The 22813-nt window shown below is 36.7% G+C and carries 17 protein-coding genes; 10 read left to right on the top strand and 7 right to left on the bottom strand.

Translation table 11 applies throughout. The features are described 5' to 3' along the window. Positions 1-429 precede the first annotated feature (429 nt). Positions 430-2130 (bottom strand): methyl-accepting chemotaxis protein, encoded by a 1701-nt coding sequence (locus BMZ04_RS02765; RefSeq protein ID WP_093264985.1) that lies wholly within the window; start codon positions 2128-2130, stop codon positions 430-432. Between the two features lie 294 nt (positions 2131-2424). Here BMZ04_RS02765 and BMZ04_RS02760 point away from each other — a divergent pair, with 294 nt between their 5' ends. Next, the gene (locus tag BMZ04_RS02760) at positions 2425-2910 is read left to right on the top strand and encodes a C40 family peptidase (RefSeq protein WP_093264983.1); all 486 of its coding nucleotides are present in this window, start codon (positions 2425-2427) and stop codon (positions 2908-2910) included. A 42-nt stretch (positions 2911-2952) separates the two neighbouring features. Here BMZ04_RS02760 and BMZ04_RS02755 read toward each other — a convergent pair whose 3' ends face one another. After that, entirely contained in the window at positions 2953-4047 is a 1095-nt protein-coding gene (locus tag BMZ04_RS02755; RefSeq protein WP_093264980.1) for a CdaR family transcriptional regulator, read from the bottom strand. A gap of 126 nt (positions 4048-4173) precedes the next feature. Here BMZ04_RS02755 and BMZ04_RS02750 point away from each other — a divergent pair, with 126 nt between their 5' ends. Next, positions 4174-5298 carry a glycerate kinase gene (locus tag BMZ04_RS02750; protein WP_093264978.1) on the top strand — a complete coding sequence of 375 codons (1125 nt, stop codon included), beginning with the start codon at positions 4174-4176 and terminating at the stop codon, positions 5296-5298. Positions 5299-5312: 14 nt separating this feature from the next. Beyond that, positions 5313-6656 (top strand): GntP family permease, encoded by a 1344-nt coding sequence (locus tag BMZ04_RS02745; RefSeq protein ID WP_093264975.1) that lies wholly within the window; start codon positions 5313-5315, stop codon positions 6654-6656. Between the two features lie 65 nt (positions 6657-6721). On the opposite strand, the gene BMZ04_RS02740 is transcribed toward BMZ04_RS02745, so the two are convergent. Both BMZ04_RS02740 and BMZ04_RS02735 read right to left on the bottom strand, forming a co-directional pair. Further along, the gene (locus BMZ04_RS02740) at positions 6722-8170 is read right to left on the bottom strand and encodes an S-layer homology domain-containing protein (RefSeq protein WP_093264972.1); all 1449 of its coding nucleotides are present in this window, start codon (positions 8168-8170) and stop codon (positions 6722-6724) included. 29 nt (positions 8171-8199) lie between these two features. Then, positions 8200-9822 (bottom strand): hypothetical protein, encoded by a 1623-nt coding sequence (locus BMZ04_RS02735; RefSeq protein WP_093264970.1) that lies wholly within the window; start codon positions 9820-9822, stop codon positions 8200-8202. A gap of 306 nt (positions 9823-10128) precedes the next feature. Between BMZ04_RS02735 and BMZ04_RS02730 the strand changes: the two genes are divergently transcribed. The 3 genes from BMZ04_RS02730 to BMZ04_RS02720 all read left to right on the top strand — a co-directional run bounded on the left by BMZ04_RS02730 (position 10129) and on the right by BMZ04_RS02720 (position 12980). Continuing rightward, complete coding sequence (locus BMZ04_RS02730; RefSeq protein WP_093264967.1) at positions 10129-10626, top strand: GNAT family N-acetyltransferase; 498 nt, start codon at positions 10129-10131, stop codon at positions 10624-10626. 317 nt (positions 10627-10943) lie between these two features. After that, positions 10944-12017 carry a branched-chain amino acid aminotransferase gene (locus BMZ04_RS02725; RefSeq protein ID WP_093264965.1) on the top strand — a complete coding sequence of 358 codons (1074 nt, stop codon included), beginning with the start codon at positions 10944-10946 and terminating at the stop codon, positions 12015-12017. A gap of 165 nt (positions 12018-12182) precedes the next feature. Continuing rightward, positions 12183-12980: a gamma-glutamyl-gamma-aminobutyrate hydrolase family protein gene (locus tag BMZ04_RS02720; RefSeq protein WP_093264962.1), complete on the top strand. Its 798-nt coding sequence runs from the start codon at positions 12183-12185 to the stop codon at positions 12978-12980. Between the two features lie 218 nt (positions 12981-13198). Here the strand turns inward: BMZ04_RS02720 and BMZ04_RS02715 are convergent, their stop codons facing one another. Next, positions 13199-13789 carry a transposase gene (locus tag BMZ04_RS02715; protein WP_177184291.1) on the bottom strand — a complete coding sequence of 197 codons (591 nt, stop codon included), beginning with the start codon at positions 13787-13789 and terminating at the stop codon, positions 13199-13201. A 217-nt stretch (positions 13790-14006) separates the two neighbouring features. Here BMZ04_RS02715 and BMZ04_RS02710 point away from each other — a divergent pair, with 217 nt between their 5' ends. Genes BMZ04_RS02710 through BMZ04_RS02700 form a run of 3 tightly spaced genes read left to right on the top strand, consistent with a single transcriptional unit; the run spans position 14007 to position 17183 of the window. Next, positions 14007-14708, top strand: a complete 702-nt coding sequence (locus BMZ04_RS02710; RefSeq protein ID WP_093264957.1) for a response regulator transcription factor — start codon at positions 14007-14009, stop codon at positions 14706-14708. Continuing rightward, positions 14705-16048 (top strand): sensor histidine kinase, encoded by a 1344-nt coding sequence (locus tag BMZ04_RS02705; RefSeq protein WP_093264955.1) that lies wholly within the window; start codon positions 14705-14707, stop codon positions 16046-16048. The genes BMZ04_RS02710 and BMZ04_RS02705 overlap by 4 nt, the downstream gene beginning before the upstream one ends. 58 nt (positions 16049-16106) lie before the next feature. Continuing rightward, positions 16107-17183 (top strand): PepSY domain-containing protein, encoded by a 1077-nt coding sequence (locus BMZ04_RS02700; protein ID WP_093264952.1) that lies wholly within the window; start codon positions 16107-16109, stop codon positions 17181-17183. An 835-nt stretch (positions 17184-18018) separates the two neighbouring features. Here the strand turns inward: BMZ04_RS02700 and BMZ04_RS02695 are convergent. Next, the gene (locus BMZ04_RS02695; RefSeq protein WP_093264950.1) at positions 18019-18999 is read right to left on the bottom strand and encodes a proline dehydrogenase family protein; all 981 of its coding nucleotides are present in this window, start codon (positions 18997-18999) and stop codon (positions 18019-18021) included. Between the two features lie 265 nt (positions 19000-19264). On the opposite strand from BMZ04_RS02695, the gene BMZ04_RS02690 reads away from it, so the two are divergent. Then, the gene (locus BMZ04_RS02690; RefSeq protein WP_177184290.1) at positions 19265-21586 is read left to right on the top strand and encodes a 5'-nucleotidase C-terminal domain-containing protein; all 2322 of its coding nucleotides are present in this window, start codon (positions 19265-19267) and stop codon (positions 21584-21586) included. A 147-nt stretch (positions 21587-21733) separates the two neighbouring features. On the opposite strand, the gene BMZ04_RS02685 is transcribed toward BMZ04_RS02690, so the two are convergent. Next, a complete protein-coding gene (locus BMZ04_RS02685) occupies positions 21734-22783 on the bottom strand; it encodes a YkvI family membrane protein (protein ID WP_093264948.1) in 1050 nt (349 codons plus the stop codon). Between the last annotated feature and the right edge of the window lie 30 nt (positions 22784-22813).

Below are 22813 nucleotides of genomic sequence, written 5' to 3'. Positions count from 1 at the left end.
CCACTAGGGCTAATCCCGGACGGTTTTGTAGTATAAATTTATACATAAAAACAATGACTAAGGGTATTACGCAAACTAGAAATAATGCGTCATAAGGGATTTACTGCTATGATTTCCGCTGCAGGGCGGACGCTTTCTCATCAATGGAACTTACTTACTTACTTACTTACTAATCAGCATCAGTGCGCGAAATCCAGTAAATGGTTGAACGAGACAAAATACACTGTGAACGCGACAAACTAAACTTCGAACACGACAAAGCCTATCTCGAAAGCGACAAACTGACCACTGAACACGACAAACTTTCTCCTAGTAAAAACTACACTTATCATGAGAGAGCATTTCCTAATTTTTTTTTTAATCAATGCGAAATCGGCTCCTTGCCCTATTTGCCTGCCGGAGCAGAGATAGGCGCTTCCGCTTTTAATCTTATAATTTAAACTTGCCTACAATTTGTTGAAGCTCTTGTGCCATATGGCTTGTTTCGTTTGAGCGGCTAGCTACCTCGTCGATAGAAGCTGTCGTTTGTTCGGTCGCTGCTGAAATAGATGTTGTTACTTCTTCTATTTCGCGAATAGATTCTGTTAGTTGATGAATAAGTTTTACCACTTGTATAGAGTCTTCCGCCTCGCTTGTTGCTTTACTTGAAATCGTAGAAATTTCCTCTACCGTTTTAGCCACTTCAGTTGAAATATCACTTAATGATTGAGACGTTTGTAACACTGTGGTAGAACCTGTTTCAATCAGTTTTGTACTTTCTTCTGTAGAAGTTACAACCGATAAAATGCTTGCCGTAATATCTTGAACAATGATTTCGACTTGGTTTACTTCGCTATTTGATTGTTCGGCAAGTTTTCGAACTTCTTCTGCAACAACAGCAAAGCCTTTTCCATGTTCCCCTGCACGAGCTGCTTCAATTGATGCGTTTAGTGCTAGTAAATTAGTTTGAGCGGCAATTGCAGCAATGGAGCCGGTAATATGTTGAATTTTCTTCGTTGCTTCATTTAATCGTTGAATCGTTTCACCTGTTTCAATAGAAGCTTTTCTTATTTTGTCCATATCGCGACTAATTTCAGTTGCGCGAGTTAAGCCTTCTTCTGCTGTCGCCATCGTAGTTTTCGAATTCTGAACGCTCGTATCAGCCGTTATTTTAGAGTCTTGAAGATTTTCCGCAAGCGTTTGTAATATAGTGGATGATTTTTCGGCTGTTAATGTGCCATCCGATACGGATGCAGCAGTTTCGCTCATATTCGTTGCGACTTGATGTACAGCATCTTTCATTTCATGTAAAGAAGCCGCTGTTTCTTCTGCATTTTGTGTTAGTTGGGTAGAAGTCGTTTGCACGGTGCCAATAATCTCACGAAAGTTACCTGCGAGTCTATTAAGTGTTTTACTTAAATCTCCAATTTCATCTTTGCTCGTAAAGTTCGTATCTTTAACAGATAGATTGCCTTCTGCGATTTGACCCGCATGAGCAATAAGTACCGAAAGCGGTTTTGTTTTTCTTCTAATCAAAAATAGCGTAACGATCGAAGCAAGAATCATTGGGATTAAACTAATAAGTATTCCTTTACTCACCACATCCCATGTTCGATCTCCTACAATAGAAGCATCGAAATCTATTACGCTAATCGCGATAATTTTACCAGATGGGTCATGGTTTTCATAAATCGGTGCATACCCAGAAAGACGCTTCATCCCCCCGAATTCATAGGGTTTTGAGTAAGTTGGGTGCCCCATTTCAAGTAACATATCCGTTGCTTCTTTATCTATATGAAACTGATCCCCAGCCTTGTAACCATCTGCTTTCAAATGATCGTCCATTGCTAATAGTTTTCCATCTAGATCAATAATATATTGCGTTTCAAAAATATCCTTGTGAGCAGTAGTCCAGTTAAGTTGCTTACCAACCGCATTTACAGCGGCGGTATCTCCATCTAATATTTTGATCATATCTCCGGGATTGATCAAACCAGTTGTAATATTTGCGCATCCATAAGCCTCGATACCGGCTGCTTTATATAATTCGTCATAAGCGGTCTTATATGTAGCGACTGAAGTGATTAACAGCATTGCGACGATTATTCCAATAATAATCGAGCCTAAATGTACTGTTAGTGTATTTTTCATAATACTATTCTCCTCTGTTCTTAGGTAATTCCTAATCGTTTGTTTATACTATTTATACCATAGGAACAGGTAGAAAAGATATATACCATTTGAATGTTTTGCAACGAATAATTGACTATTACAAATAACAAATCGAGAATCTATTAGAAGATTACTGTAATACTTTTGTAATACAACTGTAAACTCACTTTAGTTTATATCATGTTAGTATGGGTATAGAGAAATTTGCAAATACTAGTTTAGTAGAATTTTTAGTAGAATTTTTCAATAACATCTTTTGGAGGAACATAAGTTTTGACTTCTTTGTTTAAAAAAATCATCGCAATCTTTAGTTTGACTGTAGTTTTAGCCGCGGGAACATTTGCAGGAAATACAGAAGCAGCAAGCGCTGTAGCATCCAATGAAATAGTATCAAGCGCGAAGAATTTAATAGGAATTAAATATCGTTATGGTGGAACAACGAAAGCAGGATTTGATTGTTCAGGATTTATCGGATATATTTACAAAAACAATGGTGTAAACCTACCGAGAACAGCAGCAGGAATGTACAGCACAGGGGAATCGGTGAAAAAAGCAAATTTAGCTGTGGGAGACTTAGTTTTCTTCAATACATCAGGTAAAGGCGTTTCTCACGTTGGTATGTACATAGGTAGTGGAAAATTCATTCATGCTTCGACATCTAAAGGTGTAAAAATTGATAAATTAAATGACCCATATTACTGGGGTAATAAATACGTAGGCGCTAAAAAAGTTGCTGACGTAACAGTAGCTAAAAAATAACTATATTAATAAAACCGTTTCAGCAAAAAGCTGAAACGGTTTTTAACTGTTATGAAAGTTTCGATCCGTCATCCACAATGCGATTTGTAAAACAATGGCGTCTTGAAATAAACTTGGATTATATCCAGTTAAGTTATGAATCTTTTTAAGACGGTAAGTAAGTGTATGACGATGAATTTCTAACGTCTCCGCACAAATTGCTAGTTGTTGATTGCAGTTAAAATAAGATTGTAAGGTGAGGAGTAGCTTTACATCTAATGCACCTAATACCCGATTGGTAAAATGCTGGGCTTCTTGTGAGTCTCGCTTTTTTAATAGTGAATACAGTTCCGCTTCTTCAAAAAAAATAATTGAATGTTTGCGCGGTCCATATTCAAGCGCGATTCTTGCCGTTTGATAAGAATAATGGACTTGATCAAGTGAATGGACGACTTGTCCTACCGAGATTGGGAAGGCATTGTATTTCTTAAGTATGTTAGCGAGCTGTTTTACTTTTTGCTGAAATGCTTTTTCGTCTAATCCGGAAGTAAGGATGAAGTGTTCGTTTAATTGATAATGTCCGACTAAAATAGAATCTTGATGGAAATAATGTTCGATTCCTTGAAGTATTGTTTGATATGATTTAGATTCTGGATTGAGTTCTATCATCATCGTATGAAAAGGGGCTTTGTTTTGGAACCCTATTTTGTTTATTCGTTCGAAAATGACTTTTTGTAAAGGCTGCCCACTCATCAATTCTTCAAAAACCATCTCTTGCATTTTTCTTTCCCACTCGCGTTCCGAGGCGATCAACGCTTGGTAAACCATCATTTCTGTTGTCAGCTGAACAAGTGTCGCTATTTCTTCAATCTCTTTTGGATCACCCGTAATTCCAATGACTCCAACTAATTCTTGTTGAAAAAATATCGGCAAATTAATACCCGGTTTCGTTCTTGGAAATAAGTGATTATTTTCCTCTGTAATTAGCAACGGCTTTCTCGTTTCTGCTACGATAACAGCCCCTTCATGAATACTATCTACACGTAAGCGGTCCCCAGAAGCTAAAATCATTCCATTCGTTTGAATGACGTTAATATTTCGATGTAGCCTAAGCATCGTTTGTTCAACGATCTGATTGGCAAGCTGTTTTGATATCATAGTACCTCCGTCAAGTATAAAAAACATCCTGTTATAATACAGGCACTTTATACTTTAAGTATAATGTAAAAATTATAATTATCAATATAATTATGTGTAAGCACTTAACTAAAATGAGGTGATTGAATGAAAATCGTTGTTAGTCCTGATTCTTTTAAAGGTTCATTAACTGCAATGGAAGCGGCACGTGAAATAGCTGCAGGTATAAAGGAAGTAAACCCAATGATTGAAACTGTATTACTCCCTGTAGCAGATGGTGGAGAAGGTACCTTGGAACCGCTAATATTGGCGACAAATGGACATACGGTTCAAGTAGATGTGCATGATCCTATTGGAAGACCTATCCAAGTAGAATACGGAGTACTAGGAGATGGGGAAACATGTGTGATCGAGATGGCGAAAGCATCTGGTTTAACTTTACTGAAGGATGATGAAAGGAATCCACTCATTGCGTCGACATTTGGTACCGGAGAGTTAATATTGCACGCACTCGATAATGGGTTCAAAAAGTTCGTCGTTGGTATCGGAGGGAGTGCGACGAATGATGGTGGAACAGGAATGTTACGGGCGCTAGGTATGAAATTTCTAGATCAATTTGGTGATGAATTACCAGAAGGTGCAGATGCATTAGCTAAGTTACATAAAGTGGATGTTACAAACTTTGATAAAAGAGTTCGAGAATCGCAATTTATCATTGCTTGCGATGTAGACAATCCATTCATTGGTCCGAATGGGGCAACGGCTATTTTTGGCCCACAAAAAGGGGTTACTCCTGAATTAGTAGACGTACTTGATCAAAATTTGCTTCATTTAGCAAATAAAATCGAGGAAGTGACTGGCATTGCACTCCACCAAAAGCCGAGTGCTGGCGCAGCAGGAGGATTAGGTGGAGCATTTCTTGCTTTTTTCCCAGTGTCATTAAAACCAGGAATCGAAGTAGTCATAGAAGCAATCAATTTTAAAGCGCAAATCGTGGATGCTGATTTCATCATTACTGGGGAAGGGAAATCAGATATTCAAACACTTTCTGGTAAAGCCCCTATTGGTATCGCGAATGTCGGAAAAGAAATGGGAGTTCCAGTCATTTTACTTTCAGGATTTATAGAAGAGGAAAGTAGACCACAACTAGCTTCTTACTTTTATAAGTTATCAAGTGTTGTGGGCGATACAGTATCTAAAAAAGAATCTATCGAACAAGCAGACTATTATTTGCGTTTAAGAACGAAAGAAGTTATGCAATCCATTTTATAAGAGGGGTGTAGTAAATGTTGTTTTTTGTGATTTTAGTAGGTGTCCTTTTAGTAGTATTATTGACTGCGGTGTTCAAATTACATCCGTTTTTAGCACTTTTAATTAGTGCGTTTTTTGTAGGTATTGCATCTGGTATGCCTTTACTTACAGTAGTTGAAAATGTGAATACTGGGTTTGGAGCCCTGATGACAAGTATCGGTATTGTCATCGTTGCTGGTACAATTATCGGAGTTATTTTAGAGAAATCCGGTGCGGCTTATCGTATGGCGGAAGTGGTGCTTCGTGTTTTAGGAGACAAGCGACCACAGCTAGCGATGTCGATTATTGGTTATATCGTATCCATTCCAGTATTTTGTGATTCAGGATTTATCATATTATCGAGTTTAAAAAAATCATTGGCAAAACGAGCAAAAGTGAAAGTTGCTTCTATGGCGATTGCATTATCGACTGGTTTATATGCGACACATACATTAGTTCCGCCTACACCAGGTCCTATTGCAGCGGCGGGGAACATCGGAGCTACGGACTATTTGGGTACAATTATTTTAGTTGGTTTGTTCGTAGCCATACCAGCAGTGATTGTTGGGTATATTTGGGCTGTTAAAGTAGGTACAAAAATTGACGTGGAAGCGGATCACGAAGAAGCACTTGATTATGATGAAGTAATCAAATCCTTCGGTAAAATGCCATCAACATTTAAAGCGTTCCTACCAATCGTATTACCGATTGTACTAATCGCGATTGGATCAGTAGCGGCACTTACGGGAAGTGACTCGGGATTCACCCATTTCCTACAATTTTTAGGAGCACCGACAGTAGCGCTATTATTTGGGGTCTTTGCAGCATTCTTATTATTACCAGAGATAAATGAAACGACTTTGTCCGGATGGATTGGTGAGGCGTTGAAAGAAGCAGCACCGATTTTATTAATAACTGGTGCAGGTGGTGCATTTGGTACAGTTATTAAAAATTCAGGGGTTGCAGATCAATTGCAACAAATGGACTTAGGAGCTTTAGCAAACGGTGCTTGGTTCTTACTAGTGCCTTTCTTAATTGCAGCAGCACTTAAAACAGCGCAAGGTTCGTCTACAGCGGCTCTTGTTATTACATCGTCGCTAATTGCACCGATGCTCCCAACATTAGGTATTGAAGGTGCTTTACCACTTGCGTTAGTTGTTATGGCGGTCGGAGCAGGGGCGATGGCAGTGAGCCATGTAAATGACAGCTATTTCTGGGTAGTTACACAGTTCAGCGGCATGAAAGTAACAGACGCGTACAAAGCACAAACAATGGCTACCTTACTACAAGGTGTCACAACAATCATCGTAACGATGATTATCTGGCTAATCTTAGTTTGACATGATTACATAAAAACGATAAAACCCCCACCAAAAGCAGTTATGCTTTTGATGGGGGTTTGCTTTTAGTTGAAATACAACATATCGTCTCGGTAGTTTTGTTTTAAGTCTGATTCTAAGAAATTTAAGTAGCGAACTAGTAGTTGAGAAGCTTTTCCTCTTGTCAGTACTTCATTAGGATTGATACGATTTTTTTTATCTGGATCGATTAATCCTAATTCACTTGCTACGTAAATGCTGTCTTTTGCTTCTTTTGGTATTTTGTTATCGTCAATGAATTTTGTTGTATATCCTGGAGTAGGAGCACGTCCTTCTAAACCAAGGGAACGAACGATGATCGTAACAGCTTGTGCGCGTGTGATGGAATCTTTTGCGCCAAACTTTTCTTTATTTACTGGGCTTACAATCCCTTTATTTAACGCGCTTTCAATATATACATAGTTAGGATCTTTTACATCTAAGTCTTCAAATAATGCTTTTTTCGTTGATTTTTTCTTCGTTGGTTTTTCTTCCAGTACACGTAAATCTACTGCTTTTGCAACCCCAACTGTGAATAAATCTTTTTTCATTGCTGCATCAGGTGAAAAGAAGTTACTAGATTCATCGAAGATACCTAAAGAATATAGTTTTTCGATATTTGGTTTGGACCAATGCTTTGCAATGTCACGGAATTTCGGTACGATCAGTCGCTCAACTTTCGGTGTTTTTTCTTTGTTTAAATAAATCGTTCCTGATCCAGCATAATAAGGGATATTATACTCGTATTCAGAAACTATATTAGAAGAACTAATAACTGCATGGCCTCCTACAAAGCTTGAAAGAGAAGGAGTATGTTGTTCATATTCCAATACTCTCGATTTACTATCAGAAACTTTACTAGTTACAAATGCAGTTCCTTCCGGAGCTTCAATTTCATAATCGATAAACTGAGTGTCCGTAGAGCCCCAGAAGTTTTTGTATCCTACATTGCGTCCGTCCATATAGACAGTAATTTTCTTTGTTTCGGTTTTTTTATCTATTTTTTCGCTTTTAATATAAATTTTTCGAGCGATCACATTTCCAGAGTAATAGTCAGTAGCTGGTCGGTTATCAATAACAGATCCTTGTGAAAACTGATAATCGTCTAATGTATACGTTGTTTTATCTGCCATAGTTACCTTTTCTGTATAGCTTTTTACTTTTGTATTGGACGTTGTTTGACCTTTTGTTTCATAGTTTTTTAAGTCAGATACATATACAACATTACGTGTTAATTTATCTCCATAGTCACTTGTTAACGTAAATTTATAAGTAGTTGTTAGCTGATTCTTGTTCTCTTTTTCGGTAACAGTTGCTTTTCCAGTAAATTTAATGGGATAGCCGGTTAAGAAAAAAACTTCTTCGTACTCATATTCATCGAGTACACCACCGTTGAAATCTGGAACCTTCGCACTTGCCGTTGGGATTAATAATGTGAACCCTAATACAACAGTTAACATTAAAACTACTAATCTTTTCATGTTTTTACTAGACATTTGAATTTTCTTTACCTCATTTCCATAGATTAATCGACTAAAATCATACGAGCTTGAGTGTACGAATCATGGATAATAAATAGTCGATCATTTTCTTCTAAATCACTTTTTGTAATAACTTTTCCTTCTTTAATGAATGTTGTCCACCTTGTATCCATGTAATAAATTGGTGTAGTCTCGACCCAGTTACCTGTTTGCCATTGGCTGACATCTTTTACCTCAATCGAATTCCAATACCAATAACCATTATATCGTCCTACTGAAATGGACGATGCTGGACTACTCGATCCTACAATTCTTGCAGCAACAATATGATTATTCTTTACATAGAAATAAGCATATTTACTTGTACTATTAGTGAAATCTGTTGTCCCATAATTAGCATCTTCTACAACAACGGTATCGTTGCTAAAACTTAAATTACTGTAGCCTAACCCGTACCAATAATTATTAGAAAGTCGATTTGCATTCGTCAAAGTAAGTTGGTATGATCCTACACTATTAATTTGACCAAAATACACTTCATGATTCGATAAATTAGCACTTTGGAAGCCATCATTTGTCACGTGAATGACATTTGCATATTGATGGGTTGTAGCGCCGTTTGTAATAACATAAGCATTACCGCTTTGTGAAAGTGCACTAGCATCCACTAAACGACCATTGCGAATAATGATTGTTCCGTTGTGATAGGCAATATTACCAGTACTTGATAATCTAATTTTTTGATTAGATGTGTCTACTGAATTTAGACCCTCATGTAGATTTCTTTCATTTGTATGTTTAATAATCATTTTTTGTACAACTTCTTGGCCCATTTGCTCAATAGTTACATAATACACTTCATTATTTATATACTTTCGGATTTGACTTTCATCTATTTTTTTATTGCCAACATAGATTGGTGTCTTTGCAGTAAAGGGTTTTGAACTAATGGATCCGGAGCCATTTCGCCAATCCCAGTTGCGAAACACTTTTTCGTTTTTTACGACGAGTTTTTTCTTTTTCGTATCTATTTGTTGGATAGTTCCTTTATATAGGTGCTCCACCTTGATACCTTCTGCGATTATTTCAATAGTAGAAAGTGTAGTGGAATTGTGTTCAGCAAGGGTTAATTTTACCCGATCCCCTTCATATAAAACGCTTAAATCGACTAATTTATTGTCTTTAAAAACTTGTGTTTGCGCATCCAAATAGTAGTTGACTGAATTTCTGTCTTTCGAATTAATGGCAATAAATTTACCATTTTTATCAATCGTATTAACTGTCCCAGTTAGACTATTAGAAATAGCATTTGAGTCACTACCTTGTGCTATATCGAAAAATCCATTTAGTTCTTTCACATTGCGTAGCTCAACTGTTGCTTCGACCCACATCCCTTCTTTAAATCCTCCAATTGAGGTCGGTGTGGAATTGATGAAAAGAGAAGCGTATGAATCAATGTTCAATGTAATTGTTTTCCCTTTATCATTAATAAGGGTGATTTTGGAAAGTTGCTTTTCGGTTGTTTTTTTATCCAAAACGACTTCTTCATACGTGACATCGACAAACATTCCACTTACCAATGTGGATGCTTGTACTTGAAGGGAAGGGGAGAAGCAGCTAACAAATAAGATCGAAAGTGTAAGTATGTATGTAGCAAATTTAAACAATTATGACGCCTCCTATCTAAATAGTATTTTGTCCTATACATTGTTTATCGGTTAAACGTCATGATTTGTTACACATCTGTTAATTTCATTAAGAAAAAATGACCATAGCATTCTTCTTAAATTCTTTCGTCGAAATGATAGATGAAGTTAAAGTTAAGAGGAATGATATAATAAAATAACTAATACTGTATAAACAGTTTACGATTATGGTTAGGGAAAATCATTCATATGGTTGGAGTATATACTCTGACTATTATTCAAAAAATCCGGGGGTCACTGGTACTATGGAAGGGGGGGATAGACAAGATGATTTCTTTAAGAAATGTTCAAACTACAGATTTAGAACAGTTATTGTTTATTGAGAATGAAGGCTTTTCAATAGAAGAAGCTGCCACAAAAAGAGCATTTGTGGAGAGGATTCAGTTGATAGCTGATACTTTTATTGTGGCAGAAAAAGAAGGGGTAATCATGGGTTACATTAATGGCCCTATTATTAATCAACCATACATAACCGATAATCTTTTTAAGGAAATCAAAGAGAACCCGAAAAGTGGAGGATATCAAAGTGTTTTAGGATTAGCAGTGTCTAAAAGGGCTAGAAATCAAGGAATTGCCAAGATGTTAATGGAGAAAATGGAAGAGCTTGTAGAAGAGAATGAAAGAGAAGGAATTACTTTAACATGTAAACAGGAATTAGTTTCTTTTTATGAAAAATTAGGATTTGTTAACCATGGCGTGTCTGAATCAAAACATGGTGGCGTAAGCTGGTATAACTTGGTCAAATTAAAAGAGGGGATAAATTGACTTTTTTACCCGATAATGAATAATTTAAGGGCTACATAGTAATAAATGATAATCAACACATATGGAATTGTTACTTAATAAGTAGAGGTTTCACTGTATTTTTTGTGGGTTGGAGCGGAAAGCGTCCGCCCAGCAGCGGAAATCCTAGCGGAAACTAATATTGCACATCATCTAATAATGGTCAAATAAGAACTATTAAAAATATTTTGCGAAAAGGTATTTATAATTTTCTTAAAAGTAGTATAATTGCATATAATATATCGTAAGCATAAGAAACTACAGTTTACTAATAATTATATTGATAGGGGAAATACATAGTGAATAGTCTTAAGATTCAAATTACACAAAATGAAAATAAAAATGAAAAAACACCATCAGATCAACTAGTTTTCGGTACGAAATTTACTGACCATATGTTTATTGCTGATTATACAGAAGGCCAAGGTTGGCATGATCATCGAATCGTCCCTTATCAACCTATTACTCTAGATCCATCTGCTAGTATTTTGCATTATGGTCAAACTGTTTTTGAAGGGATGAAAGCGTACTTATCGGAAGATGGAATTGTTCGCTTATTCCGTCCTGAAGAAAATATGAAACGTATGAATAATTCGTGCGATCGTCTTAGCATGCCAAAAATTGATGAGGAATTTGCGCTAGAAGCATTGAAGCAACTAATTGAGTTAGATAAAGAATGGATTCCGGCTGAGCCAGGTACATCCCTTTATATTCGCCCGTTTATGATTGCAACAGAGGCGCATTTAGGTGTTTCTGCATCTAAAACATATAGTTTCATCATTATTATGTCACCAGTTGGTTCTTATTATAAAGAAGGAATTCACCCTGTGAAAATTCTTGTAGAGAACGAATATGTTCGTGCTGTTGCGGGTGGAACAGGAACTGCGAAAACTGCAGGAAACTATGCGTCCAGCTTAAAAGCACAAGAAGTTGCAGATCGTGAAGGATATTCTCAAGTGCTTTGGTTAGACGGTATTGAACGAAAATATATTGAAGAAGTCGGCAGCATGAATGTATTTTTCAAAATTGATGGAGAAGTCGTAACACCGGCTTTAAATGGAAGCATTTTAGATGGCATTACACGCAAATCCATCGTTGCATTGTTAAAACATTGGGGCGTGCCGGTAACTGAGCGTAAAGTTTCTATGGAAGAAATTCGCGAGGCTTATTTAAATGGTAAGTTAGACGAAGCTTTTGGAACTGGAACGGCAGCGGTTATTTCTCCAATCGGTGAAATGCGCTGGAAGGGCGAACTGTTTTATGTGAACAACGGTGAAACTGGAGAACTTTCGAAAAAATTGTATAATGCCTTAACTGGAATCCAAAAAGGTACAGTTGAAGATCCATTTGGCTGGGTTGTCGAAGTTAAATAATGGCTTTGTTCTGTTGATTTCCATTGCTGGTTGACGCTTCCGCAATATCAGGGGAAAGTTTCATAACCAACAGTTATAGCCAAAATATTATATAGTAAATTGTCGCTCTTCCATATGGGGGAGCGGCGATTTTTTGCTAAGGATATATGGAACGGGGGATATTAGGTGAAACCACTTATTGGGATTTGTGCAAATTACTTATCCAACGATGCTGCTGGTATGGCAGCAGGTATTGGGGCAAAAAATCAAGAATGGCAAATGCTTGCAGATGATTATATTGTTGCGATTGAGCGAGCAGGCGGTGTACCAGTAATTTTACCAATAACAGAGGATATCGATACGTTAACGCCTCTTTTACAAAAATTAGATGGTATTTTGTTTTCAGGTGGATCGGATATAGATCCCAATTACTACGGGGAATATCCCAAATTCGGTGTAGGCTTAATCGAACCAAAGCGTGATTTCCATGAAGTGAAGCTTGCTCAAAAAGTTTTATTCGAAATGAATGTACCGGTGCTTGGTATATGTCGGGGTATGCAGTTGCTTACTGTTGCAACGGGGGGGACATTATATCAAGATCTTCAATCTCAAAAACCAGATGGTATTAATCACTCTGTACCGAAAGCAATTCGACATCACGCATTCCATCCAGTAAAGATAGAGAAAGATTCGCTGCTTTATGAAATCTACCAAACTGCTGAACTTGGCGTGAATAGTTTCCATCATCAAGCAGTGAAAAAAATGGGACAAGGCTTTAAAGCAACGATGTTGGCCCCAGACGGTATTATTGAAGGGATGGAATTGGAAACGAGTGACCGTTTTGTAGTAGCAGTTCAATGGCATCCAGAAATGATGGAAAATCAAGTATCCGCAATTCGTCCAATTTTTAATGCTTTTGTAGAACAATGCAAAGTAGCAAGCCATAGCCTTACGCTTATTAGTAGTGATGAAACAATTGCTTAAAAGGTTTACTTGACTCAGCAAATAAAAACTCCTGATAAGAGGAACTCTGGCTAAGATCGCCGCGTCCTGCTCCTGCGCGAAGCTCGTCGCAAAAGTTCTATGCTCCTCCGCAATGCTCGTCGCAAAAGTTCTATGCTCCTCCGTAATGCTCGTCGCAAAAGAATGCAGTTCAAAATCTGGACGCGATTACGTCGAGGCGTAATTGATTGAATCCTTTCTTATGTCAAAATAAGAGGGGATTTTTCTTCTTCCATACGAAAGTTTTCACAATAAGCACTATAACTCTCTGCTACTATTTCAGGATATTGTTCGATGATAGAAGGCAATAACTGCGTATTTATAAAACTAGGTTGGGACTTGGATTGATTGACATAATATTGGTATGAACTATGTGGATAGACTTCCATCTTATTTACAAGGGCGTTAGTCGTTCGTAAAGGATTTTGGTGAATATAACTACTCACATTCAATAAGCTAATAGGGTCGGTCACCATATTTGCATAAAAACGTGTTTCATAAAGCTGATCAAAAAAATTATACTTTCGCTTGAAATAGTCAGAATAGCGTTTGTTAATAATGGTCATTACATTAGAAAGCGGAACTTCCGGTGAACGTATGAGTAAGTGATAGTGATTATTCATCATACAATAAGCAATAATTGTAAATGGATACTTTTCGTGCGTATATTGCATTGCCTGAAAAAATAAGGCAAAGTCTGCTTTATTTATAAAAATATTTTGTCGGTTATTTCCGCGCATCGTCACATGGTAAAAAATCTCCGGCTGCCAAACTCTTCTCATGCTACCCATTAAACTACCCCCCACCTTTGTTGAGTACACCATACAACAAAATAAATAAAACAACAATTTTCACAATTCACCTTTTTCCGCGATAATTTCATTCTTGAACTCAAAAAAGCTCCTAAACTCTATTTCCCTCCCCAAAAACCCATCAAAATTATATTTTGTAACAGGGGGAGATGTAGTTGTGTGATAAAATAATGGGAAAGAAAGTGAGGGGTTTTCGATGAAAGAGCATGTACTGATTATTGAAGATGAGGAAAATATCGCGCGTGTTCTACAGCTAGAGCTAGAATTCGAAGGGTATGCTGTCGAAATCGCTCATACAGGTACAGATGGATTGATCAAATATCGCGAGAAGGTTTGGGATCTTGTATTACTCGATTTGATGCTACCGGGGTTGAATGGATTAGATGTGCTCCGACGAATCCGAGCAACAAAAACCGATACTCCCGTCATATTATTAACTGCTAAAAGTGATCTAGAGGATAAAGTAACTGGTTTAGATTTAGGTGCAAATGATTATGTGACGAAGCCATTTGAAATTGAGGAGCTTCTTGCACGTGTACGCTCGGCTATTCGTGTATCTAAGTCTTCAGCAGTTCATTCGCAACATAATGAGAATGTGCATATATTCCATTCACTTCTATTAAACGAGCAAACTCGTGAAATAACTAATGATGGGGAGTCTATTAATTTGACGCCGCGTGAATATGATCTTTTACTTTATTTGATGAAACATCCAAACCAGGTGCTGACAAGAGAACAATTATTAGATGCAGTGTGGGGGTTTGATTATTATGGAGATACAAATGTGGTCGACGTGTACATACGGTATGTACGTAAAAAATTAGAAGAAAAAGGGAAGTCCTCTCTTATTCAAACAGTACGAGGTGTCGGGTACGTACTTAAGGAAGAAAAGCGATGAAGCTTAAAACAAAGATACATCTTTTTTCCACCGTTCTTACACTTGTTATTTTAAGTATGATGAATGTTGGCATTTACATATTATTTGAAAAAATGGCTTTTGATACAGAATACAAGCAGCTTAACATTGAAGTGGATGAGCTGATTGCTGCGCTAAGTAAAGTAAATAAAGAAGCAGACGCCGCAACTATTTTACGGACATATATTCCTACAAATGGTGGTATTCGTGTTATCGGTGGCGACGAGCAATTGAAGCTGTTCGTGCAAACGATTGATGGAGTCAATGACTATTATCCGAACTTTAAAGAAGGAGAAAGGTATTCGATCGGGGCTTTTCAAGGAACCCCAATATTAACTGTTAGTAAACCAGTCATTTGGGTAGATGGGGAAGTCGCGGAAGTTCAGACGATGAAAATTTTAGTAGATGTAGAAAAGAATTTAGACTTTCTTCGTCTCATTCTACTAAGCGTTATGTTAGTCGGCATGCTACTCATGACTGCTTCTAGTGTTACATTAGGTAAAATAATTACGAATCCTATAAAAAAGCTAATAAACACTATGTCGCAAAGTAGATTATCAGGAACATATGAAAAAATCGTCGTTTCTCCAAATGGTAAAGATGAAATGGCACAAATGGGCATTGCGTTTAACGAAATGATGGGGCAATTAGAGCAAAACTATAAAAAACAGGAACAATTTGTCTCTGACGCTTCTCATGAATTAAAAACACCACTCACTGTCATTGAAAGCTATGCAAAATTATTAACAAGACATGGCTTTAACAATACCGCAATCGCCGAAGAGTCCGTACAAGCTATTGTGAACGAAACGGCCAGAATGAAAGAAATGATTGAGCAAATGTTATTGCTTGCTAAAAGTAATGAACAAAATAAACGGCATCTTGAAAAAATAGATGTATTTAACTTAGTAGAAACTACATTGCAATCAATGCGTACAGCATATGATCGGAAGTTTCTATTAAACGGGCAAGGACCTATTTATGCTAATACAGATGTAGAACAATTAAGACAATTGCTTTTCATCATTTTAGATAACGCAAGGAAATATAGTGAAAAAGAAATTAAAACGACCGTTTTGGAAGATGAAAAGGGTATAACTATTTCTATTTTAGATTATGGAAACGGCATACCGAAAAAAGATTTAGAGCATATTTTTGACCGTTTTTATCGAGTGGATGAAGCTCGAAACCGAAAAACAGGCGGAACAGGGCTTGGAATGGCTATAGCTAAAGATATTGCAATGCGACTTACGGCAGAGTTAAAGATTGAAAGCGCAGTTGGGTTTGGTACCACGATTCATATTTTTATCCCTAATACTTAAATTCTCACCGATTTCTAATGTTTGTATTTTATGATAGGTTTGAGGGGGGAAAGCGTGAATGAAATTTTTCAAACTAAAAAGATTTCTATCGATTATTACAGTGATTGTAGCCGGTTGTGTGATTGTTTTTATATTAACAATTACCCGGATTAATGATCAGTCGATATCGGAAAATGAAGTCCGCACCCAACTTGAGCAGACATATGATGCAGAAGTAGCTATTGTGAATAAAAATGAATCTGTTTATGACGCACTCATTACTAAAAATGGAATTGTATATACAGTAGAAATGGATGCACTCACAGGTGAAGTTAATTCGCTTAAACAATCGGATGAATACATCATTCAAACAGAAAGTGAAGTTGCAGAAGGACCAATTGAATTGATCCCAGAGAAGTCTTCTCAAATGGATGGACAAGCGAACCTAGAAAAAAAGACGGAAGAGCAAGAAGAAACGAAATTAGAAACAGGACAGGCAAAAGCTCCAACCCAAATTATTATTACTGAAAAAAAGACAGTTGGTAATAAGATTGTGGATATAGCAGGAACGCCAAAACCAAGTGAAAGTACTACGGCTAAACCCATCATATCTGCAACTTCTAAAATCGAAGAAAAGGTAGAAGAAGATAAGCCTAATAAAGAAATTAGCAAGGATTCGTTGAAAGTGGAGACGAGCAAACAAGAAGAGCCAAAAGTAGAAACACCAAAAGAAGAGACTGCGAAAACAGAAGAAAAAATAGAAGCGGTAAAACTAGTGCCGGCAAAGACGACGGAATCTGCTAAGACAGAAGAACAAACGTCGGAGGAAAAGCAAGTACAAGCACAAGTACAAGTTTCCCAAACAAATACAGTACAGTCAGAAGCTAAAAAGCCAGAAGCAGAAACAAAAACGGAAACTGTTACAACTGTATTGATCTCGGAAGAACAGGCGATTAAAATAGCCCAGCAGCAACAGAAAGGTACAGTTGAAAGTAGCTCGTTTGTGAAGACCAATGAGGGTGGCTACTATTTAATTGTGATGAAAGCAACAATTTCTGAGAATGACAGCAAAGAAAGTGCAAAAGAAAAGAAAACAAAAGCAACGATTCAAGTACATGCGATTTCTGGAAAAGTACTTTCTATCACATGGCAATAAAATCTCTCATCAAATTCTAATAAAACTCTACGAGTATTCTCATTTAGTTCGTTTAATATGAAGGTAACAAATAAATAGTCTTTAAAGTTGATGAACGAGTTTGAAGGAAGCGAGTTCACCCAACTAAGCATAACAGGGGAAATTTCTAGTCAGCAACAAAGCGATAAAACGAAGCGAAAATGAAGTATCAAGTTTACGGCGATTTCAATATAGTCCTTGAGCGATAACAAGGACCTAAACACCTCATTCTACCATTCCCCGTAGAATGAGGTGTTTTTTATATGACAGAAATGAAGCTACAAAAAACTGTGTTGCTGATAGGTGTCGGCAACACAGTTTTTGTTTAAGAAAGAATATAATTTTCCGTTCCTCGTGCTTGGCTCCGAAGATCAATTTCGGGTGCTCAAGTGCCCGTCAATCCAATAATAGATGCTAACTATTTTTGGTGATATACCCTTTTACAAGAGGAAACTTGCAGAAATGCTCCTCTTAAAGATTTTTGCTAACTGGTTCTGTCTACTTTACGTATACAAACCATTGTTTTTTCCTATCGTTCAAAGTGCCATATTTAAATAATCAATTGTATACCAGTGACTTTAACACTCAAAAGTATATACTTTATTATTTTTTAGTAGTCCCCTCTTTGATTGTAGTGGAAAGCGTCCTCCTGTAACGGAAATCAACAGTATTATGGAATAGATCTTTCTCTCCTAAATAGCTGAAATAAAGTATTTATTACCGAGAAAAGAGAGGTTGGTCGTGACTTCACAGTCACAACTAACCTCTCTAAAAATCAAATGGTAATAATAATTTAAGTGCGCTTGCGCTTTTGATATTATCTCTTGCTTTTATTGCTCTTTGTTAATCTTCCAAGCGCGAATGCAGCCGCACCGATTCCGATCAATGTGTTTGTTTTTTTATTGAATACTTGTTTTACGACAAGATTCATATTTTGTGGTCGTTCTGCTAGGCGACGCATGAAGTAGCCGTACCAGTCGCTACCAAACGGAACATATGTACAGAAGTTATAGCCTTCATTGGCAAGTTGTTGTTGCATATCTGTACGGAATCCGTATAGCATTTGGAATTCGAATTTGTCATTTGGAATATTATTATCGTGTATAAATTGTTTAATATGGTTAATCACATTATGATCATGTGTGGCAATTGATGTGAACTTACCATTCAATAAATGCCATTCGATTAATTCTACGTAGTTTTCATCTATTTCTTCTTTCGTTTGGTACGCATATTCCACTGGTTCTTTATAAGCACCTTTTACTATACGTAGGCGGAAGTTTTTATACTTTTGAATATCTTCCACTGCGCGGTAGAAGTAAGCTTGAATTACCGTTCCAATATTATCGTACTCTTTAGATAATTCGTCCAAAATATCGAAGGATGGTTGTAAGTGTTTATGTGATTCCATATCGATATTAATGAATGTACCGTATTTATTAGCCGTAGCTGTAATTTCTTTTAAGTTCTCTAATGCAAAATTATAATCTATATCTAATCCAAGTTGTGATGGTTTCAATGAAATATGAGCATCTACTTGATGTTCTTCAATTGCTTCAATTACAGCAATAATTTGTGCTTTTGCCTCTAAAGCTTCTTCTTTTTCAAAAACAAATTCACCTAAATTATCTACTGTACAAGAGATTCCAAGTGCATTAAGTTTTTTAATGCTTTCTATCGTTTCTTCAATATTTGTTCCAGCAACAACATGCTGTGCACCCATTTTTAAACCATATTTTTTTGCTGCCCCGTTTAAAGTTTGATTTTCTGACAATGCGATAAAAATATCTTTTAACATAGTGATGCTCCCATCTTTCGTATAATAGTTAATTATATCACAAAGGGAACAATGTAAGCATATACAAGGGAAAAAATTGTCATAATGACGTTTGCTTTTTGGGGGATAAATATCGGTAATTTTCAACTAGATTTACATATTCTTCACTAAATTTATCAGAATTTTAACTTGCAGTATATTGGTAACTGAGGTACTTTAGGAGTAGTGGGTAATTATGAATCTATTGATCTAATTAATTATTCAACCATCACTCAGGAGGTAAGTTATGAAAAATAGTAAGTTCAAGAAGTCAGCTGTTGCTGCGATCATTGCGACATCATTATTTTCCGCGACAAATGTCTCATTTGCAAATAGTTCTCTACAGGAAGTAGTAGACAACGCAAGAAAAGACATTAAAAAAGCTTCATATTCTTATGTAGTTCCTGCACAATCTGGAAAATTAGCTACTAGTGCTGAATTATATTCTGTACTAAATACTGCTAAAGCAAATTATCAAAAAGCGAAAGATGCAATTAACAAATCTGATGCAAAAAATAAAAACACTTTACTTAAAAATTTAGATGAGTTGTATCATGAACGAGTAACAAAAGGGTTAATTCCTTATATAGATGCATACAACTATGCTGATAAATATTTAGATCCGATCATGAAAGAACTAGAAAAGGCAGAAGCAAATAAAGATTGGGCAGCGATTGAAAAAGCATATCACAAACTGTCAACCCAACTAAAATCAAGAACTGCTATTTTATATCGCTTTACAGGGAAGGCATCTCGTGACCTATTATTAGAACAATATAAAAATCCTGCAAATCAAAAAAGAGATGCCCTAGCAGTTCCAGTAACTATTTACATGAATGCGAATAAAGCGGCTGCACTTTATGCGGAAGGTAAAAAAGAAGAAGCAATGGCGATTGTAACTGCTACATTACCTCTTGTAGAGAAACTTCCAAGTGAGTCAGAATTGCCTGCTCTTAAAGAACTTAAAACTTATTTAGAGAACTTATATGCTAATTCGACAGATGTGGATTTCTCACTATCTTTAATGCATATAAATGATACACATGCAAAAGTGGATATGGCTCCTAAAAGAGTAACTGCAGTTAAAGAAGTGCGTGCAAAAAATCCATCAGCACTATTAATAGATGCAGGTGATGTCTTCACTGGTACTTTATTCTTTAATGAATATAAAGGACAAGCAGACTTAGAGTTTATGAACTTAATGAAATATGATGCGATGACATTCGGTAACCATGAATTCGATCTAGGTTCATCTCCAGAAGGTCACCAAGCACTAAAAGAATTTATCCAAAAGTCGAACTTCCCATTTGTCAGTGCAAACGTAGATTTTTCTCAAGATACAAATTTACAAGGTTTGTTTAATGTGAAAGTATCTTCAGATCCAAAAAACGGGCAAATTTATAGTGGAATAATTAAAGAAGTTAATGGCCAAAAAGTGGGTCTTTTCGGATTAACTACAGCTGAAACTGCTGGTCTTTCAAGTCCTGGAAAAGTTACTTTTACAGACTATATTAAAGCAGCGCAAACGATGGTAGATGAGTTTGAAAAACAAGGCGTTAACAAAGTGGTTGCAGTAACTCATATTGGTTATGACGATAATCCAGCCGTTGATAACGATTTAACTTTAGCAGCAGCAGTTAACGGAATTGACGTAATCGTAGGTGGTCACAGCCATACGAAATTAGAAAAGCCAACAGTTGTCAATAAAGATAAAAATGGCAAAGAAAAAGACGCTACTATAATCGTTCAAGCGGAAACGAACAGTAGTTTTTTAGGAACATTAAATGTAGATTTTGATAAAGAAGGAAAAGTAGTAGGGCATGAGGGTGAATTAATCGCACTGGCAGATAAAAAAGAAGACGCTGAAGCAGCGGAAATTTTGAAAAAGTACTCTGCTAAAGTAGAAGAGGTTTCTGCGAAAGAAATAGGAGTAGTAGCTACTGCTGAACTAGAAAACCCACGTACAAGTGGGGATGATACAAAACCAAGCGTTCGTAAAAACGAAACGGTATTAGGTAACATCATTACAGATGGCATGTTAGCAAAAGCTAAAAAGGTTAATAGTAAAGTAATAATGGCACTTCAAAATGGTGGAGGAATCCGTTCTAATATTGATGCTGGTCCAATCACGGTAGGAGAAGTTCTCACTGTTCTTCCATACAATAACACACTAGCAACAATGGAAGTCACAGGAGCAGAATTGAAAGCTGCTTTTGAAATCAGCTTCAAATCGTATCCGGGTGAAAATGGCGGATTCTTACATGTATCTGGAGCGAAAGTAGAGTTCGATTCTTCTAAGCCATCAGGACAACGAGTAGTATCTATTAAATATAAAGCAGCAGACGGTTCATATGTTGATATTAAAGATGATGAAAAATATGTAGTAGCAACAAACGCATTTACTGCTAAAGGTGGAGACAGCTATGATGTCTTTGCAAAAGCTTATGCAGAAGGTCGCGTAACAGATCTTGGTCTTTCCGATTGGGAAAACTTCCAAGAACAACTGCAATCATTGAACACAATAAACAATGAAACTGAAGGCAGAATTGTAGATGTGAAAAAGAAATAAATATTAAAAGGTCCTTTCTCTATTTTCATAGTGAAAGGGCCTTTTTAAAAGAATATATAATATAATTGATTTACGTTACAGGCGGACGCTTTCCGCGGGGGGAACGATGAGCTATCACTGTGGCTCCGCTTTTCGTTTTGATGGGTTTCAATAAACCTCTCTACTATTTTTAAACCAAGATACAATAATCGCCGCTATTAGCAAGATCCCTAAATAGCCGGTTACAGGATATATCGTTCCGATTAGATAGACAAACCCTAAAGAGCTAGCGAAAAACGCCAAAGCACCAGAAAAAATAGTAAATGCATAAAACGAAGTCTTACCTGGTTTTACAATACGAGCAGAAAATGCATACAGCATCGCAACTGCTGTGTTATAAATCATTCCAATAAGAATAACAGCCATAAAAAAACCGATAATAGGGTGCATATTATTTGCTAATGTTACCATTGGCATCGATGTATTTTTAATCGCGTCCAATTGCGTTAGCATCGAAATATTAATGAGTAAAATTAGTAGCCCCAGCCCGAGTCCCCCTATAATTCCGCCCCAACCAGCTACTTTTTGATTTTTTACGGTCCCTGCAATCACTGTTATCATCGCTACTCCTGCAGCAATATTGTAGGAAACGTACAATAATGCGCCAACGCCCCAATGAGAAACAGGGGGATTCGTTGCGGCACTCGCCGTTTTAAAATCTACACTTGGATCAAAATGAATCACTGAATAGGATGCAATGATGAGAACAATTACTAATAGAAATGGAGTGATTGCACCAATTAAACCAATTACTTTTTGGACATTTAACGTTACAGTGATAATCGTAATAATTGCCATTATTAAACTACCAATAAAAGCAGATAATCCAAACTGCTCCTCAAAAACAACTCCTGCTCCAGCAAACATAATTATCGTAATACCAAACAACAAACATGTAATGATGATATCGATAACAAACCCTAAATACGGACCACAAATATGATAAATGGCTTTTTCGTGGGAAGTCGTTTGTAAACGACTTCCAAGTTGTGTTAAATTCATCCCAAGAAACGCGAATAGAATAGCTGCAAGTATTGAACCTGCAATACCTAGATAGCCGTAACTCGTGAAAAATAACAATATTTCTTGACCTGATACAAAGCCTGCTCCAACGGTAATTCCGATAAAAGCGGATCCGATTTGAAGGCTTTTTTTCATAAACTGGGCTCCTTTTGTTTTTAATACATT

The sequence above is a fragment of the Psychrobacillus sp. OK032 genome (genome assembly GCF_900111345.1).
Classification (GTDB): domain Bacteria; phylum Bacillota; class Bacilli; order Bacillales_A; family Planococcaceae; genus Psychrobacillus.
The sequence above is the reverse complement of the archived record's forward strand: the minus strand, read 5'-3'. Positions and strand labels throughout refer to the sequence as shown.

Excerpts from the sequence above, each read along its gene's own strand:
- BMZ04_RS02765 (WP_093264985.1), bottom strand. The coding sequence starts at position 2,130 with ATGAAAAATACACTAACAGTACATTTAGGCTCGATTATTATTGGAATA.
- BMZ04_RS02755 (WP_093264980.1), bottom strand. The coding sequence starts at position 4,047 with ATGATATCAAAACAGCTTGCCAATCAGATCGTTGAACAAACGATGCTT.
- BMZ04_RS02750 (WP_093264978.1), top strand. The coding sequence starts at position 4,174 with ATGAAAATCGTTGTTAGTCCTGATTCTTTTAAAGGTTCATTAACTGCA.
- BMZ04_RS02745 (WP_093264975.1), top strand. The coding sequence starts at position 5,313 with ATGTTGTTTTTTGTGATTTTAGTAGGTGTCCTTTTAGTAGTATTATTG.
- BMZ04_RS02740 (WP_093264972.1), bottom strand. The coding sequence starts at position 8,170 with ATGTCTAGTAAAAACATGAAAAGATTAGTAGTTTTAATGTTAACTGTT.
- BMZ04_RS02730 (WP_093264967.1), top strand. The coding sequence starts at position 10,129 with ATGATTTCTTTAAGAAATGTTCAAACTACAGATTTAGAACAGTTATTG.
- BMZ04_RS02715 (WP_177184291.1), bottom strand. The coding sequence starts at position 13,789 with ATGGGTAGCATGAGAAGAGTTTGGCAGCCGGAGATTTTTTACCATGTG.
- BMZ04_RS02710 (WP_093264957.1), top strand. The coding sequence starts at position 14,007 with ATGAAAGAGCATGTACTGATTATTGAAGATGAGGAAAATATCGCGCGT.
- BMZ04_RS02705 (WP_093264955.1), top strand. The coding sequence starts at position 14,705 with ATGAAGCTTAAAACAAAGATACATCTTTTTTCCACCGTTCTTACACTT.
- BMZ04_RS02700 (WP_093264952.1), top strand. The coding sequence starts at position 16,107 with ATGAAATTTTTCAAACTAAAAAGATTTCTATCGATTATTACAGTGATT.
- BMZ04_RS02695 (WP_093264950.1), bottom strand. The coding sequence starts at position 18,999 with ATGTTAAAAGATATTTTTATCGCATTGTCAGAAAATCAAACTTTAAAC.
- BMZ04_RS02690 (WP_177184290.1), top strand. The coding sequence starts at position 19,265 with ATGAAAAATAGTAAGTTCAAGAAGTCAGCTGTTGCTGCGATCATTGCG.
- BMZ04_RS02685 (WP_093264948.1), bottom strand. The coding sequence starts at position 22,783 with ATGAAAAAAAGCCTTCAAATCGGATCCGCTTTTATCGGAATTACCGTT.